The organism is Paenibacillus allorhizoplanae, from assembly GCF_927798215.1.
In the GTDB taxonomy this organism is placed as follows: domain Bacteria; phylum Bacillota; class Bacilli; order Paenibacillales; family NBRC-103111; genus Paenibacillus_E; species Paenibacillus_E allorhizoplanae.
In genome coordinates, this window is sequence record NZ_CAKMMW010000019.1 from 24,757 (window position 1) to 40,695 (window position 15,939).

The 15,939-nt window shown below is 46.1% G+C and carries 15 protein-coding genes; 11 read left to right on the forward strand and 4 right to left on the reverse strand.

Going from position 1 to position 15,939, the window contains the following annotated elements; translation table 11 throughout:
• Nucleotides 1–4 precede the first annotated feature (4 nt).
• The 3 genes from L6I86_RS25070 (at nt 5) to L6I86_RS25080 (ending at nt 1,681) form a co-directional block, all read left to right on the forward strand.
• Nucleotides 5–889, forward strand: coding sequence for a carbohydrate ABC transporter permease (locus L6I86_RS25070; protein ID WP_236291135.1), 885 nt, complete (start codon nt 5–7; stop codon nt 887–889).
• 62 nt (nt 890–951) lie between these two features.
• Nucleotides 952–1,257 (forward strand): hypothetical protein, encoded by a 306-nt coding sequence (locus L6I86_RS25075; protein WP_236291136.1) that lies wholly within the window; start codon nt 952–954, stop codon nt 1,255–1,257.
• A 127-nt stretch (nt 1,258–1,384) separates the two neighbouring features.
• Nucleotides 1,385–1,681: a hypothetical protein gene (locus tag L6I86_RS25080; RefSeq protein WP_236291137.1), complete on the forward strand. Its 297-nt coding sequence runs from the start codon at nt 1,385–1,387 to the stop codon at nt 1,679–1,681.
• A gap of 408 nt (nt 1,682–2,089) precedes the next feature.
• Here L6I86_RS25080 and L6I86_RS25085 read toward each other — a convergent pair whose 3' ends face one another.
• From L6I86_RS25085 to L6I86_RS25100, 4 genes are all read right to left on the reverse strand, one after another.
• Nucleotides 2,090–2,761, reverse strand: coding sequence for an LrgB family protein (locus L6I86_RS25085; RefSeq protein WP_236291138.1), 672 nt, complete (start codon nt 2,759–2,761; stop codon nt 2,090–2,092).
• A gap of 17 nt (nt 2,762–2,778) precedes the next feature.
• The gene (locus L6I86_RS25090; protein ID WP_236291139.1) at nt 2,779–3,177 is read right to left on the reverse strand and encodes a CidA/LrgA family protein; all 399 of its coding nucleotides are present in this window, start codon (nt 3,175–3,177) and stop codon (nt 2,779–2,781) included.
• Nucleotides 3,178–3,262: 85 nt separating this feature from the next.
• Nucleotides 3,263–5,071, reverse strand: coding sequence for a cache domain-containing sensor histidine kinase (locus L6I86_RS25095; RefSeq protein ID WP_236291140.1), 1,809 nt, complete (start codon nt 5,069–5,071; stop codon nt 3,263–3,265).
• A gap of 4 nt (nt 5,072–5,075) precedes the next feature.
• Nucleotides 5,076–6,695 (reverse strand): response regulator, encoded by a 1,620-nt coding sequence (locus L6I86_RS25100; RefSeq protein ID WP_236291141.1) that lies wholly within the window; start codon nt 6,693–6,695, stop codon nt 5,076–5,078.
• A 335-nt stretch (nt 6,696–7,030) separates the two neighbouring features.
• Here L6I86_RS25100 and L6I86_RS25105 point away from each other — a divergent pair, with 335 nt between their 5' ends.
• The 8 genes from L6I86_RS25105 to L6I86_RS25140 all read left to right on the forward strand — a co-directional run bounded on the left by L6I86_RS25105 (nt 7,031) and on the right by L6I86_RS25140 (nt 15,838).
• Nucleotides 7,031–8,431, forward strand: a complete 1,401-nt coding sequence (locus tag L6I86_RS25105) for an ABC transporter substrate-binding protein (protein ID WP_236291142.1) — start codon at nt 7,031–7,033, stop codon at nt 8,429–8,431.
• Between the two features lie 80 nt (nt 8,432–8,511).
• Nucleotides 8,512–9,408 (forward strand): carbohydrate ABC transporter permease, encoded by an 897-nt coding sequence (locus L6I86_RS25110; RefSeq protein WP_057309617.1) that lies wholly within the window; start codon nt 8,512–8,514, stop codon nt 9,406–9,408.
• 11 nt (nt 9,409–9,419) lie between these two features.
• Complete coding sequence (locus L6I86_RS25115; protein ID WP_056613048.1) at nt 9,420–10,250, forward strand: carbohydrate ABC transporter permease; 831 nt, start codon at nt 9,420–9,422, stop codon at nt 10,248–10,250.
• Between the two features lie 81 nt (nt 10,251–10,331).
• Complete coding sequence (locus L6I86_RS25120; protein WP_236291143.1) at nt 10,332–11,249, forward strand: dihydrodipicolinate synthase family protein; 918 nt, start codon at nt 10,332–10,334, stop codon at nt 11,247–11,249.
• Nucleotides 11,250–11,266: 17 nt separating this feature from the next.
• Nucleotides 11,267–11,950, forward strand: a complete 684-nt coding sequence (locus L6I86_RS25125) for an N-acetylmannosamine-6-phosphate 2-epimerase (protein WP_236291144.1) — start codon at nt 11,267–11,269, stop codon at nt 11,948–11,950.
• An 11-nt stretch (nt 11,951–11,961) separates the two neighbouring features.
• Nucleotides 11,962–12,918 carry an ROK family protein gene (locus L6I86_RS25130; RefSeq protein WP_236291145.1) on the forward strand — a complete coding sequence of 319 codons (957 nt, stop codon included), beginning with the start codon at nt 11,962–11,964 and terminating at the stop codon, nt 12,916–12,918.
• Between the two features lie 291 nt (nt 12,919–13,209).
• The gene (locus L6I86_RS25135) at nt 13,210–14,859 is read left to right on the forward strand and encodes an exo-alpha-sialidase (protein WP_236291146.1); all 1,650 of its coding nucleotides are present in this window, start codon (nt 13,210–13,212) and stop codon (nt 14,857–14,859) included.
• Between the two features lie 157 nt (nt 14,860–15,016).
• Entirely contained in the window at nt 15,017–15,838 is an 822-nt protein-coding gene (locus L6I86_RS25140) for an AraC family transcriptional regulator (protein ID WP_236291147.1), read from the forward strand.
• Nucleotides 15,839–15,939 lie beyond the last annotated feature (101 nt).

Here is a 15,939-nt window from a genome sequence, read left to right on the forward strand (position 1 = left end):
CAGCATGATCAAGACGTCGTCTTGGGCATATCGAGGGTTCACAATTGCGAATTATGTGTTTCTTATTAGTTTGTCAGTTCTTTGTATACTGCCATTAATTCATTTGCTGGCGATGTCGCTCAGCTCCAATAATGCAGTTGCTACAGGCTCAGTCACCTTTTGGCCCATCGAGTTCACTTGGAAATCGTATGAATTCATCTTGGAAAAACCAGCGTTTATGACTTCTTTCATCATTTCGATCAAAAGAGTCGTGTTAGGCGTCATTGTGAATATGGTGCTGACCATTCTAGTCGCCTATCCGCTGTCCAAGGAAGCAGCGAGCTTCAAGGGCAGAACGGTGTACGTATGGATATTCGTGTTCACCATGCTATTCAGCGGAGGGATTATCCCACTCTATATGACAATGCGGTCGCTCGGGTTGTTAGATACGATTTGGGCCTTAATATTAACGCATGCCGTACCTGTGTATAATGTCGTTATTTTGTTGAACTTTTTCCGGGCATTGCCCAAAGAATTAGAAGAGGCAGCCCTCATGGATGGCGCTGGGCAGTGGCGAATCCTGTGGAACATATACTTGCCATTGTCAACGCCATCCTTGGCTACACTTACGCTATTCGCGACAGTTTCCCATTGGAATTCGTGGTTTGACGGCATTTTATTCATGAACTCGCCATCGCATTATCCACTTCAAAGCTATTTATACACGGTCGTTGTAGGTCTGGATACACTGATCAAAAGCAACACGGATCTCGAGGTGCTGGCGCTTATATCGGATCGTACGGCACGTGCTGCACAAATCTTTCTAGGAGCGTTGCCGATTCTCGTCATCTACCCGTTTCTACAACGGTATTTCACGAAGGGGATTATACTTGGCAGTGTGAAGGAATAGCGAATATAGAGAGAGCTGGTAATTGAATAAATCGATTGTAAGGAGATAACAGAGATGGCGGGTTGAGCTTAACGCTCCGGGATAACGCAGACTCGAGTACAATCTTTCATGCCGTAGCTGTACAAAATGGGGAAGAACGCGCCTTTGCTGTCACACGATGCGATGCGGATTGGAACGGTGGAAGAACTGGTTGGTTACGTGGGTCTTTACCGTTTCAACCAGCTGGAGTAACGCATCTGCCAAGAGGAAGAATGGGTCGATTCTTCCGTATTATTACGATATATGCTGCAGCCATATGGCTATCATCTGTCACAAAAAAAGCAATCATCCGAGTCGCAATCAGCGCTTACATTTGTCTCACGTCATGAGAATGCATTCTGGTTCACTGGTTGTAAGCAGGATACGACAGTCCAACTGCAAGTCTGACTGCCAGAAGGTGTGCCGTTATTTCCAGGACAATCGGTTCAGCTAGGGAGCGATAAGGGAGTGTACGCGATGGACCGTACCTTTCATGAGGAATGCCGTATCGTGGCTTCGCAAAAGCAGAAATCAATCGTCCTATGCCGCGAAAATCAGGCTTTCCCAACGTGGAAACGTCAATCTAGCCGTAATCTGACCGTTTGGCATTTGAAAGATGCCAATCTTACATTGTTTCCACCTGTTGAGGCAATTGCTGCTGGGATCGTAGAAGTCAGATTGAACGAGAAAGAGTATCTCGATCTTACGGATGCTTGCCAAGAGGATCGTATTTATCTAGAGGGAATTACAGGTCGAATAGATCTACTTTGGTAAGTGTAAAAAGGGGGAGATGAGCGATGGAGCTAAGGAGTCAGTATACGGACATTCCCTATATGCAAGGGCATTGGCGGCGTTGCTTTGAGCTAGAAAATGGCACATAGTTAGGACTATATTTCCAAATAACTGGAAAATATCCATCTAATTTTGTCTGATTTAGCGTTCGAGAAGGATTAACTGGAAAATGTACAGCTAATTACACCAACTTCACTCGAAATCGTCAAATTGTTAATAATTAGCTGTAGGTTATCCATCTATTCCTCAAATTTGGCATAATAGTAGAAAATTAGCTGTAGTTTTTACAGGTAAGCAGCTGCAACTCCGCCTGCCCCAAACAGAAACCAAAGAAGCCCCCAACATGAAGCAATCGCTTCGAGATGGGGACTTCTTTCTATGCGCTTCCCTCTAACTAAACCACCAGTACACCGGAATAAACAAAATCGACGTTATAATCCCAGCAGCGCCCATGGCGAAGCCGCTCATACTGCCTTCCTCCTCAGAATCCTTGAGGAGGCGCGCCGTGCCAATCCCATGCGCAGCGGTGCCAACGGCGATGCCGATGGATAGCGAATCACGCCATCCGAGCCAAGTAAGCAGCTTCCGGCCGATCATGCTGCCGAATAGCCCGGTGAGCACTGTTAGCACGGCTGTTAGCTCTGGTAATCCGCCGAGATGGCGTGATATCTCTAGGGCGATCGGCGAGCTGACGGATTTGGGCAGCATGCTGAGCAGAATCTCGCGGCTTCCGCCGAGCAGTCCAACCAGGGCAGCAGCGCTAACGATGCCGGTCAGCGATCCGATCGTAACGGCGATCAAGATGCCGGTGATATGCTTTTTAATCAGACCAGCATGTTTATACAGCGGGACACCTAGTGCTACGGTTGCTGGCCCAAGCAACAAGGTAATCAGATCAGCGCCAACTTTGTAGGCGGTATATGGGATTCGGAAGCTGATCAGGATGCAGATGATCAAGCCTGAACATACAAAAAGCGGATGAAGCCACCGCCAACGCTTGTGAATATGCTGCGCAGCCGTATAGGCTACAACACTAAGCGCGATGCCAAACATCGGGTTCATTAACCAATCGGAGGTGTTCATTTCATCCCGCCTTCAGCTGTTTTTTGCCCATTTGCACCTGTAGGCATCCGATGCCCTTTAACCTGACTACGTTGCATTTTCGAGGTGATAAATCCTGTTACGAATAGGACAGCCACAGAGCTTCCCATGACGCCAACCCCGATAGAAAGCCAATTCCGCCCAATCAGAGGGAAGAATGCCATGGTTCCCACAACAAAGGGTAGAAAAAATAGCATCATATGGCCCGTGAACCAATTCGCCGTCGTTTCCACCCATTCTAACTTAATGAGCTTGGCGAATAGCGCGATGGTAAAAAGAATTAGTCCAATCACATTGCCAGGGAGAGGGATGTGAAAGCTCGTTTGAAGCCAAATGCCAATGAGGTTAAAAGCAAGTAAAATCGCGAGTCCTAGCATTAGGTCCTCCTGTCTGTCGTCTTGGTCTGTTGTCCTGTCAGTCATCTTCGTTTGTTGTCTTGAAGCGGTTGCTGAACGGAATGCTCTACCGCGCAGGAATGCGTATCCGCACGATCGTCCCTTCACCCGGCTGACTTTCTATGTCAATCCCATATGGATCCCCGAAGTAGAAAACGATACGATCATGCACATTTTTGATACCAATATGTGTTTCATCGAGTGTGTCTGAAGGCTGAGCTAGCCGATTTCGCAGCTGCGCAAGCTTGATTTCATCCATGCCAACTCCATTATCCTTGATCTGGATCAGTAAGTCATCCCCCGATATCTCGGAAGATACTTCCAAGAGTCCAGCTTGACTGCTCCGTTCCAGTCCATGCACAAAGGCATTCTCGATCAGCGGCTGCAATGAAAAATGCAGAACCTGCAAAGTCTCACTATTCACCGAGAGTTCCTCGCGATACTGGATTTTATCCCCGAAGCGCAGCTGTTGGATTTTTACGTACAGGCGAATGTGGATCAATTCCTCTTGCAAGGTAACCGTTTCTTTCCCCGTTTGGATATGAATGCGGAACAGGCGGCCTAGGATACCGACCATTTCACCGACATCTCGTTGTCCGCTGATGATCGCCTTCATCTGAATCGTTTCCAGCACATTGGCCAGAAAATGCGGATTGATCTGACTTTTCAAGGCGCCATATTGCGCGACTTTTTGCTGAGCTTTGGCCATAGAGGATCGTTCAATGTAGTTCTGCAAGTCTTCTAGCATTTTACGGATACCTTGATACAGCACGCCGAACTCATCCTGCCGATTCGAGCTAAGATCGACATCGAAATTGCCTAAACCAACCATTTTCACTTTGCGGCTTAGTAGAATGATAGGCTTCGTCACGCGCGCGGATAGAATGAACATGAATAAAACCGCAGTTCCTAAGGACAAGAAGGCTAATGCTAATATGATTTTGATCAAAATCTCGGCTTGCTTCGTCATTTCTTTCTCATCAATGGATTGAATGACCTTCCAGCCCGAATAAGGCGAGGTCACAAAGTTAATGTACGAATTGGACCCGGCAAAATAAGCATAAAAGCTCCCATTATCAGCATTCAAAACGGTCTGTAGCTTCTGACTCTCTAATATGATTGGTACATTGGCATTCGTAGTCGTGCTTTCTGAATTATAAATACTAGCACCCTGACTATCTATAATCGTGAAGTTGCGTTTACTCGTCTCGGACAATTTCAATATTTCTCGCAAAGAATCCAACCGAATATCGATGAGCATAACCCCGAGCGGCTGCTTACTTCCTACCTTATTAATGACCCTAGCGATGGAAATAACGGGGTCCTTGGCATTCACGCGATGGAAGGGGAGGTGCGTTCCGAACAGGACGATGCCACCTTTACTTTGCTGTGTCTGCAAGTACCAATCCTCATGGGTGAAATCCTCGACATCGTAATCCGAGCGATTGAAATTAGCCGAGTAAAAGACACGAGAACCTGCATAAATTTGCACGCTGTCCACATTTTTAATCGTCATTTCGATGGAACTGACAAAGTGCTCAATGGTGTTCCCGTATTGAATCCGCTGATCATTACTGTTCTCGTCGCCATCTGCAATCCAGTGCTCCAAGGCATTCTGCAGTTGCCCATCCATTTGCGCGTTGAGCGTTCCTTTCTCGATACTCTGCAAATATTGGTCAATATTGAAGGATAGATTCGTGAGAATCAGGTTCGAGGAGCTCTGGTACTCATTTTTGACGGCCTGGATGGAAAAGAAATAGATAATGACCGAGATAATCAATAAAGGAACGGTGATAATTAGGATCATAAGTACGAATATTTGATGGTTAACATGCTTCATCCGGTATTGCTGCGAAAGCCGCTGCCATGCGTTCAAACGCCTACCACCCCCATTTCTTCCGATAGTCGGTTGGCGTCATATTCGTAATGCTTCGGAAGGTTTTGACGAAATGCTTGTAGCTTTTATACCCGCACATTGTGCACACATCCGTCACCAAATACTCTGGTTTCTTCAAGCATTCTTGCGCATAATGGATGCGAATTTCGGTCACAAACCGCATGTAGTTCTTATCTAGTTTTCTTTTGAAAATACGACTTAAATACGATGGATTATAGAAGAAACGATCAGCCACCATTTGCAACGTAATGTCTTGGTCGATATGCTCTTTAATATAAGCTTCAATATGCTCAAAAATAAGCACATCTTGGTGATTCGTTGAAGAGAGCTCATCGCGATATACGTTGCTGACTTGCACCATCCAGGCTGCTAGCCAGTTGAAAAGGGCATCAAGCGTTGGGAAATCATCGACACACGTAAGCTTTAGCAGTTTTTCACTGTAGACGCCTTCGACAGGAATGCCATTCCGGTGAGCGAAGCGAACGGTGGTGGAAATGATTTCTTGGATAAAGGCGAACCCACGATCCATTGAAGTGTGGGGCAGATGTATGCGCAAATCATGCGCGAGTCGTTGCATCAGCTGCTCGATATCCGTAGGATTACCGCTTTCAAGACCGACAATAATACGGTTCTTATCCGCTTCTTCAAGGAGTAAACGTGAATCTTTGGCACGAGTCGGTGACTGATTGGCTGCGATCGGAAAGAAGATCTGTCGCTTGTCCTGATAGTAGCGTTGATATAGCGCTTGATCCGTTTGGCGAAGCAACTGTGTTAATTGCGAGCTTTCTGTCGTCATTTTACCAATAGCCATGAAAAAGTTGGCATCGCAAGCTGGAAGTGAGAAGTAATCGGTCTCGAACGAACTTGGTTGATCATCCAATATCGCTACAGCATAGCATTTGGTCTTATCTATATATAAGAATAGTTGAATGGGAATACTGGAACTAGACATTATTTCTAATGCGGCTCGAATGATGCGTTCAGCGTGTTGTTGGAACTCGCTTCTTTCGTAAATCTGAGAGGGATTTGAAGGTAACCATGATATCACAAAAGGTTGATACGTAATCGCCAAATGCTCGAAGTCGTTGAGATGTTGGCGTACACCTTCCTCCCAAGAGGCATGTTCATCTTCAAGTAATAATTTGACAAGCTGGTTGCTTTTAAAGCTTTTGTTTTCGCTGGCTTGCGCTTCCAACTCCGTACGTTGGGCCCGTTCATTTCGCTTTTGCTTAAGTGTAGCCATACAGCTTTGAATGGTTGAAAAGCTTTCTTCATATTCAAGCGGCTTTAATAGAAAGGCGTGCACGCCGCCAAGATGAATCGCCTTTTGGGCATATTCAAAATCATTAAAACCAGTCAAAATAATAAAGAGGGTATCTGGGAGTGTCGCTCGAATGTGTTCAATCATCTGAAGTCCGTCCATCTCGGGCATGCGAATATCGGTGATGATCAGATCAGGTTGCTCATGTAGAGCTGTGAGCCAGCCTTCCTTGCCATTCTCAGCTTCAACAATAGAAGTGACACCAAGCTCTGTCCAGTCAAAATAGTGCTGCAAGCCAGCTCTGATCAGAGGTTCATCCTCGACAATTAGTAGTTTATACATGAAGTTCCCCCTTGTTCGAAAAGCTGTGTAACATCTTTATTCAAAATAGTCTTTCGAGTTAGTCGATTATTTCGACTAACTGGGGTGGAAAGATATCTAAGTCTTTCGAGTTAGTCGATTATTTCGATTTACTCATCAATAAGGGCTACTATTTATAAAGTATAACACTAAAATTATCGGAAATGAGGCTCTCATTTGCTGGAAAACGAACAGGTCAGAATACGACTATGAATGTAAAGATACGGGGATTCTCCTCCATTTCAATATCACGTATGCTTAGGGCACGGAATGAAACGAAGCATGTTTATTCCACAAACAATAACGGGGGTGCTCAAATGAGGGCTATGAAAAAAGGATTAATGACATTGATCGGCGTTGCTCTTGTCGGGTCGCAGTTAGTTGCATGTACGAATTCATCTACGAATACACCAGCAAACACAGCCACGAGTACTGCCGAAAGCAAAACGGTAACACCAAGTCCAGTGGCATCGAAGCCAGTCGAAATTACTTGGTGGAACTTCCCGAACTTTCAACCGCTGGATGGGGAAGTTGGGAAATACGAGAAGCAGATTATTGCCGCTTTTAACAAAAAGTATCCAGAAATTAAAGTCAATTTAGAAATGATTACCTTTGAAGGTGGTCCGCAAAAGCTGAACGTTGCCATCGCTTCGAACTCGGCACCAGATGTGATTTATGATGCTCCGGGACGTATTATCGACTGGGGGAAAAAGAAGCTTCTCGCTCCGCTGAATGATATCGTTACCGAAGAAGTGAAGAAAGATATTACGCCAGCGCTATGGAAGCAATCCATGGTTGGCGATCAGATTTATATGTACCCGATCAATACAGCGCCATTCATGATGGCCGTCAATAAGACCGTATTTGAGAAAATCGGTGCTCTTGATTTGCTACCACTAAGTCGTCCTGACCGGACATGGACAGTAGCTGAATATGAGAAAGCGCTTCAAGCCGTGAAGGAGAAAGCACCTGAGATTATTCCAACGGGCTTCTTCGCGAAAAGTACAGCGGGTGATCAAGGGACTCGCGCTTATATTGCTAACTTAGGTGTGTCGAGATTCTTGAGTGAAGATAACTCCAAAGTAGCCATTAATACCGACAACGCTGCGAAAGCATTGGACTGGGTAGCTAAGGCGACGAAGGATAAGATCAGTGTGTCCGGTTCTGCCTCCTTGGCAGCTGCGGATGTCAACGATTTGTTCTTGCAAGGTAAATTAGCCTTTACACTCAATTATTCAGCTGTTTTGAAAGCTCAGAACGTGCCGCTTAAAAAGGTGCAATTCGAAGATATTCTGCTGCCATTCCCAACACTAGATGGATCTAAGCCTAAGCTTGAGCCGTATTTAGGCGGTATGGCCGTGTTTAACAATGGAAACGCAGACAAAATTACGGCTGCCAAGAAGCTAGTTGATTTTATCGCGAATGATCCCGAATATGCGAAGAAGAATTTGATTCAAACAGGCGGACTATCTGCACGTACGTCGATTACAGGCCTTTATAGTGATGCCGAATATAAATATGCAGAAACAGCTCGTCAATTCATCACGGATGCACCGACAATTGCTGATGGTTACGCGGAAATTCGTACATTCTGGTTCCCAGAATTACAACGTGTGTTAACTGGTGCAGCAACAGGTAAGGAAGCGTTGGATAGCTTTGCGACCAAAGCGAACGAAGCCATTGCGAAAGCGAAGAAAGATCAAGCAGCAGCCAAATAAGCACGAGGCATGTCCACTGGGAGTAGAGTGCGATTGTACTCTACTCTTTTCATCTCAAAAAAGAAAGGGAGGGAAGAAATATGGAGGTAACGGTTCGTAAAACCAAAGGTTACATACGTCGAGATTGGCTTATGAGCTATGTCTTTTTACTGCCTGCACTCGGATTCTTTCTGCTTTTTGTTGCCTATCCTATGGTAAAAGGGATCTATATTAGCTTCTTTGATTACTCCTTGCGAACGTTTAACTTTATAGGATTCGATAATTATGTCGATTTAATTCAAAACGAAACGTTTCTGAAATCGATGCGAAATACACTGTTGCTAGTCGTTATTACAGTCCCTATAGTAATCGTTTTCTCTTTATTCGTAGCCATTTCTATTTATAAGAAAAAAGAGTTTGCTCGCTCATTCTTTCGAGGCGTATTCTATTTGCCAGCCGTTTCTTCTGTCGTCAGTATTACAGTTGTATGGGGATGGATCTACCATCCGAATTACGGCATTCTCAACTATTTAGGGGGATTAATTGGGCTTGAGCCGATTTCGTGGTTGGGCGACCAGCGGACAGCTTTGCTAGCAATTATCGCGGTTTTGATCACAACCTCAGTAGGTCAGCCGATCATTCTTTACGTGGCCTCCCTAGGGAATATCCCAACTTCGTATATCGAAGCGGCTGAAATCGACCGAGCGACACCTTGGCAAATCTTTTTGAAAATTATTTGGCCCATGCTCATGCCGACCAATCTCTATATTATCGTCATTACAACGATCAATACGTTTCAGTGCTTCGCCTTAATTCAATTGCTTACTTCTGGCGGACCTGTTTATAGTACCTCGACCGTCATGTATGGCGTGTACGAGCAAGCCTTCGTGCTGGGTCATTTCGGCAGCGCCTCGGCTATGGGTGTATTCCTTGCGATTATTATCGGGGTTATCTCGTTGATTCAATTTAAATTCTTTGGCAGCGATGTTGAGTACTAGGAGGGGACATCATGAAAGTAAACGCTGGGCAAAGGGTATTTAACGGATTTTCTACGCTATTATTAATTCTTTCTACGTTGTTTTTTATATTTCCGTTTTATTGGATTGTGACGGGGGCTTTTAAATTCCAAACAGTGGCAACTCAAATTCCGCCAGAATGGTTCCCGCTCAAACCGACCTTACAGAACTGGGTGGACTTGTTTAAGAATCCAGTATGGCGATGGACGTTAAATAGTTTCATCATTGCTTTGGTCGAAATGTTCGCTGTCTGTCTGGTTTCCGCTTCTGCGGGCTATGTCCTGGCGAAGAAGCTGTTCCCAGGCCGGAAAATTATTTTCACAATGTTTATCGCTGCAATGGCTTTACCGAAACAAGTGATTCTTGTTCCGCTCTTTACGATGTTGGCCGACTTTGGCTGGGTCAATACGTATCATGGACTTATTTTACCAGCGATTGGTTGGCCGTTTGGCGTGTTCTTAATGAAACAATTCGCTCAGACTGTACCGGGAGAGTTAATTGAAGCGGCGAAGATCGATGGCTGCTCCGAAATCCGACTATTCTCCACGATTATCTTGCCATTACTCAAACCAGCGTTAGGAGCGCTAGCGATCTTTACTTTCATTGCATCGTGGAACGACTATTTCAGCCAGCTCATTATGACGAGGTCTACCTCGATGATGACACTGCCGCTTGGGGTAGCGACGATGCAAGGTGAATTTACGACCAACTACGGAATCATGATGGCAGGAGCGGCACTCGCGTCTGTTCCTATGATTACGATCTTTCTCGTGTTCCAAAAAGCCTTTACACAAGGCATTACGATGGGTGCGGTCAAGGGATAAAGGTGCAGTAGTGGGATGGAAGATAACAGCTAATAATTATGTACACAATTTAAACAGTCAAACAATCGGAGGAAAACATACATGAAACCTTATGATTTGGAATTATTTTGCGGTATTATTATCGCTCTATATGCAAGTTACGATGAGCAGGGAGAAATGAATACTGACGCTGTGCGTCGATTGGCTCGGTATTACGCTACGACTGGTGTGAAAGGACTTTATGTTGGCGGTAGTTCAGGTGAGGGTATGCTGCAAACCGTTGAAGAGCGTAAGCTGATCCTTGCGGCCGTGATGGAAGAAGTCGGCAACGAGCTGACGATCATTGCCCATGTAGGAGCAGCTGCCACGCGAGATAGTGTCGAGCTTGCCAAGCATGCAGCGGAAGTTGGGGCGCATGCGGTATCAGCGGTTCCTGCGATTTATTATCGCCTATCACCAGATAGTGTAGAGGGGCATTGGCAGGCAATTATCGATGCGACATCACTGCCATTCATCATTTATCACATTCCTCAGACGACAGGCTTTCATTTATCGAAAAGTCTGTTAATGAAAATGGCTGCACAGGACAAGGTTATCGGAGTGAAAATCTCGGCTGAAAGTACCTTTGAGCTGCAGCAATTCAAAGCAGCAGGAGGCAGCGAGTTCCTCGTATTTAACGGACCTGATGAGCAGTATTTAGCTGGACGCAGTATTGGCGCAGACGGAGGGATTGGCGGAACTTATGGGGTGATGCCGGAGCTTTTCCTCAAAATTGAACAATGCTATGTTGCAGGGAAGATGCGCGAAGCGCAGGAGTGGCAGTTCAAGATTAACGAGCTCATTGTGGAATTACTCTCATTCCCATCTTTGTATGGGGCTTGCAAAGCGATTCTAAAGCTGCGTGGTTACGATATTGGAGAGCCGAGAATGCCGTTATTACCTTGTACTTCGGGTGATCAAGGACGAATTGAAGAGTTGAATACACGGATCATGACGTTGGTTGAGCTGGCAAAGGCATAGGTGGGGGAGTGTTGTGGATGGCACGCAGTGAGATATTTCCAGTGAGCGGTTTGATCGTTTCCTGCCAGGCGTTGGAGCATGAACCTCTTCATGGTGGCGATACGATGGCGAAAATGGCGAGAGCAGCTGTTCAGTCGGGTGCCATTGGCATTCGCACAAACGGGGTTCACGATATTTTGATGATAAAAAAAGAAGTAGACGTACCTGTGATTGGACTTATCAAAAGAGATATTCCTGGCTCTAGTGTGTTTATTACACCAACTCTGGACGAAGTAAAAGCTATCGTGATCGCTGGGGCTGATATCGTTGCGCTTGATGTTACGAATCGGGAAGGTCGATTGGAAGCGGTGAAACCGCTAATCGCATGGGCTCATGAAATGGGAGCCGCTGTTATGGCTGATATTTCAACCTTGGAAGAAGGGTTAGCAGCAGAATCCCTTGGTGTCGATTTCATCGGGACGACGCTTGCAGGATACACACTATACAGTACACAGCAAGAAGGGCCGGATTTCGAATTGCTTGAACAGCTATGTGCGAAAGTTAGCGTACCTGTAGTAGCAGAAGGCCGGATCTGGACACCGGAGGAAGCGGCGAAAGCGTTGGCCTGTGGAGCGACCTATGTTGTGGTGGGAAGTGCGATCACACGACCGCAGCTTATTACGGAGCGTTATGTGAAGGCATTATACACTCAGCGTGCATAGGGGGGAGACGGGTGGGCGTGTATACGTATGACCCCTTAGCAGATTACGTAATTGGTGTTGATGTAGGAGGTACCAAGATCAACGCTGGCCTTGTGAATGCACAAGGTGAAGTTTTGTGTATGGTTAGTTTGCCGACGATGGCGGGCGAAGCAAGGACAGTGGAACGCATTGAACAAGTCATTCGCGAGTTGATCGCGGAGTGTGAAGGATCAATCCCGAGCCTATGTTTAAAAGGGATTGGTGTTGGAAGTGCAGGGCAAATCGATTGGGCAAGAGGCTCGATTCGCTCAGCATCTGAGCTGATTCCCGGTTATGCGGGAACGGCACTTAAGGACATTCTTCAGGAACGCTTTCAGCTGCCTGTCATCATCGATAACGATGTAAATGTGCTGGCTCTGACAGAGAAATACTTGGGAGCGGGACAAGGTGTGGAACATTTTCTATGCCTTGCACTAGGGACTGGTGTTGGCGGTGCACTCGTTGTGGATGGCCGTCTGGTCCACGGCGCATGGGGCGGTGGCGGTGAACTAGGCCACATATCGGTTGATTTCGGTGGTATTCCTTGTTTATGCGGTGGAATTGGATGTTTGGAGCAATATGCCTCAGGGACTTCGATTGCGAGGCGTATGCGCGAGAAGCTTGACCACATGGGTATCGTGGAGGAAACCGTGGATACACGGGAAGTGTTTGCTCGTTGGCATGCGGGGGATGAGACAGCGAATGAGCTTATGCAGGAAACCGTGGCTGCGCTAGGATCGGCCATTGCTTCCTTAATTCATATGTGTAATCCCTCGTTAATCGTGATCGGTGGCGGGGTAGCTGAAGCAGGCGATCTCCTGTTTGAAGAGCTACGGAAAGAAGTAGCACGAAGAACGATGCCTTCGATGCTGGGAGGTGTTCGTATTGAGCCAGCGTATCGAGGGAATTGGAGCGGTATGATTGGCGCAGCACTGCAATGGTGGGAATGAACGTCATAGAAGAACGAGTATAGATGAGAAGTCAGCCTCTGTTTTATCGTATAACGCGATAGACCGGAGGTTTTTACGTATTTAAGCATGAATATCGTGAAGGATGGTCAAAAAAGAGCCCCTGAAAGTCAAGTTCGAGGGATTATCAAGGAAGAAAAGTCGCTCTATGATAGAGCTAGTCGGGCAGGTGGATGCCTGTTCACGAATAGGCGGAAGGGAGGTAGCTTGCAAGCTAAGGTTGGGAAAAGGAAAAGAAACGCCAATAAATGAGTGAGAGGAAGGTAATGATTAATGACTACGCTAACGAAGGTTATTCGACTGATGCTCTGTATGACCGTACTTATGACGGCGTTCACCTTTCAAGGCAACTCCGCAGAGGCATCCGTTCCTACAGGTGTGCTGAACTATGCGATCAATAGCACATTCAATGGGACGTCAGACTATGTGGACAAAACGGCAGATCGCAATGTGGTTTCATCACTAACTCAGGGCTCTATCTCGGTAAAGTTTAAATCGACGAGCACAGCGGTTGCCAAGACGTTCCTCAGTGTATCAGACACGAATGATCCTTCAAGTAATTTATCTTTTACCATGAATAATGGGACGGTTTACTTCGAAAATCGAGAAAATGGTACTTATGCCACGCAGCTCAGTGCTTCAGGAACCTATAATGATGGGAATTGGCATACAGCTGTACTCACTGTTGGCTCCTCTGGAACAAAAATTTACGTGGATGGCTATCAAAAAGCGAGTTCGACATCAACAAGCTTCTTCACCAATGTGACGAATATTACTGGCATGTGGGTGGGGCGAAATGTAGATAGCGGTGGTGGCCAGTGGTACTATTCGGGTACACTTGATTATGTGAACGTTTACAATGTGGCTCTGTCAGCGGCCCAAGTCAAAGAGTTAGCGTTCCTTAACGAACAAACGCTGTTTACGACTAGCGATGGCTTGGGCTATGGCCAGTATCGCATACCTAGTATTGTCGTAAGTGCAAGCGGCACGGTGCTCGTTGCGGCAGAAGCTCGTACCGGCGGAGATCAAACGCCAACGGATATCGTCTTTAAGCGCAGCACGGACGGTGGAACAACGTTCTCGAGTCAAGTTATTTTGGCGCCTGGTAAATCGCAGGGCTACGCGGAAATGAACCCCATGCTCATCGCAGAGAATACGGGCACGAGAGTCCACCTTCTGTGGAGTAGATGGATCTGGGGGAACTGTCAGTACTTCATCCGTACGAGTACCGACGACGGCGTAACTTGGGGAGCTGCGCAAGATATAACGTCTGTCCTGACACCTTACAAAACGGTTGGCAACGCGAAATATTTTGCTAACTTAGCAGGCGCTGGCATGGGGCCAGGCCACGGGATTCAAATGAGTAATGGCGTACTACTCGTTCCTATTTATATCACGACGTCCAATTGGACGAATTCAACCGTGGCCTCCATTTATAGCACGGATAATGGTGTGACATGGAATGCAGGCTCGAAAGTACCGAATCCATCTGGTTTTTCACTTATCCACGAGAATATGATGGTACAGCTGTCCAATGGTATGCTGATGACGAATATGCGGAATCCGGGCAGTGATTATCGAGCTGTATCAACCTCCACGGGGGTTAATGGTACTTGGAGCACACCCGTATCGGATACGACCTTGATCGACCCCATCGTGGCAGGTAGTTTACAACGGTATGATGCTTCTACGATTCTGTTCACGAATCCAGCAAATACGAGTACACGAACCAATATGACGATTCGGATGAGCAACGATGATGCGGCAACGTGGTATAAATCCAAAGAAATCTATGCGGGAACGAATGGTTACTCGGATATTGGTGTTGCCCCGGATAAAACCATTTTCGTCCTGTACGAGAAGCCTGCGGGCAGCAAAATAGCATTAGCGCGCATGAGTAAAGCGTGGATTGAAGCGCCGTAAATGTAATAGAGGGAGCCATGCATTTGATGCAGGGCTCTTTTCTATTTGTTAAATGTCATTTAATATTACTTCTGATGTTATATATATTGACAAAAATCAATGAACTGCTTAATATAATGCTTTAATAAGCTTCACGAATCGGAGAGGTGAGCTAGCCATGAAAGAGTGCTTGACGGATTCGACGATTGGATATGTCCCTTTGCAACCAGAAATGGCGTGGCATACTGCTGAATATCAAGAATATAAAGCTTTTGGCGATGCACATCATATCCCTGCTTTATTTTATCAATTTCGCTCCAAAGACGTGGGGGCTCCAGATTTTGTTGCCATTCCGGACGGTCATGTGGACATGTTATTCTGCTGTGACGCTAATCAGCCTGCTATCCAAGTGTATGGCTCCGTGCTTTCCAGACACACGATCACCCTGAAAAGAAATACCGACTACTTCGGTGTTCGATTTCTCTCCCTTCATGTAACCGGCAGCTCGAAGATTGATATGAAAGATTTAATTAGTCAATCATGCCCATTATCCGATTTCATCAAGATGAATACGAAGAGTGTTGAGCCGATTCTTATCGCAGCAACGTTTACTGAAAAAATACGCTTGTTCCAGGAAATTCTCGGTGAAGTTCTAACGATTCAGCAGGATTCACGCTTAGTGCGCTTTGCCCTGAATCAGATGATTTTGGCGAAAGGGAACGTGAGTGTAAAGGATTTGGCGGCAGAAACTTCTTATTCGGAGCGTTATCTTCGTAAGCAATTTGAGCATTTTGTTGGCCTATCCCCCAAAGTGTTTTGCCAGATCACGAGATTCCAGCACGCCTTGAACGGGTTGATCGCCACGCCACAAGCCTCCGCGATTTGGGACAGCATTTCAGAGCATGCTTTTTACTATGATCAAGCTCATTTCATTAATGAGTTCAAGAAGTTTTATCAAGAAACGCCGCATGCCTGGATGAAGCGTTCTTTGCAAGGGTAATGGAGAGAGGGCCACATTGTGTGATCCTTTTTAGCTGGTGCTGCAGATAACTCCCAGACATTTTCCTGGTTTTATTGTCAAATAACCTAACATAAGGACCG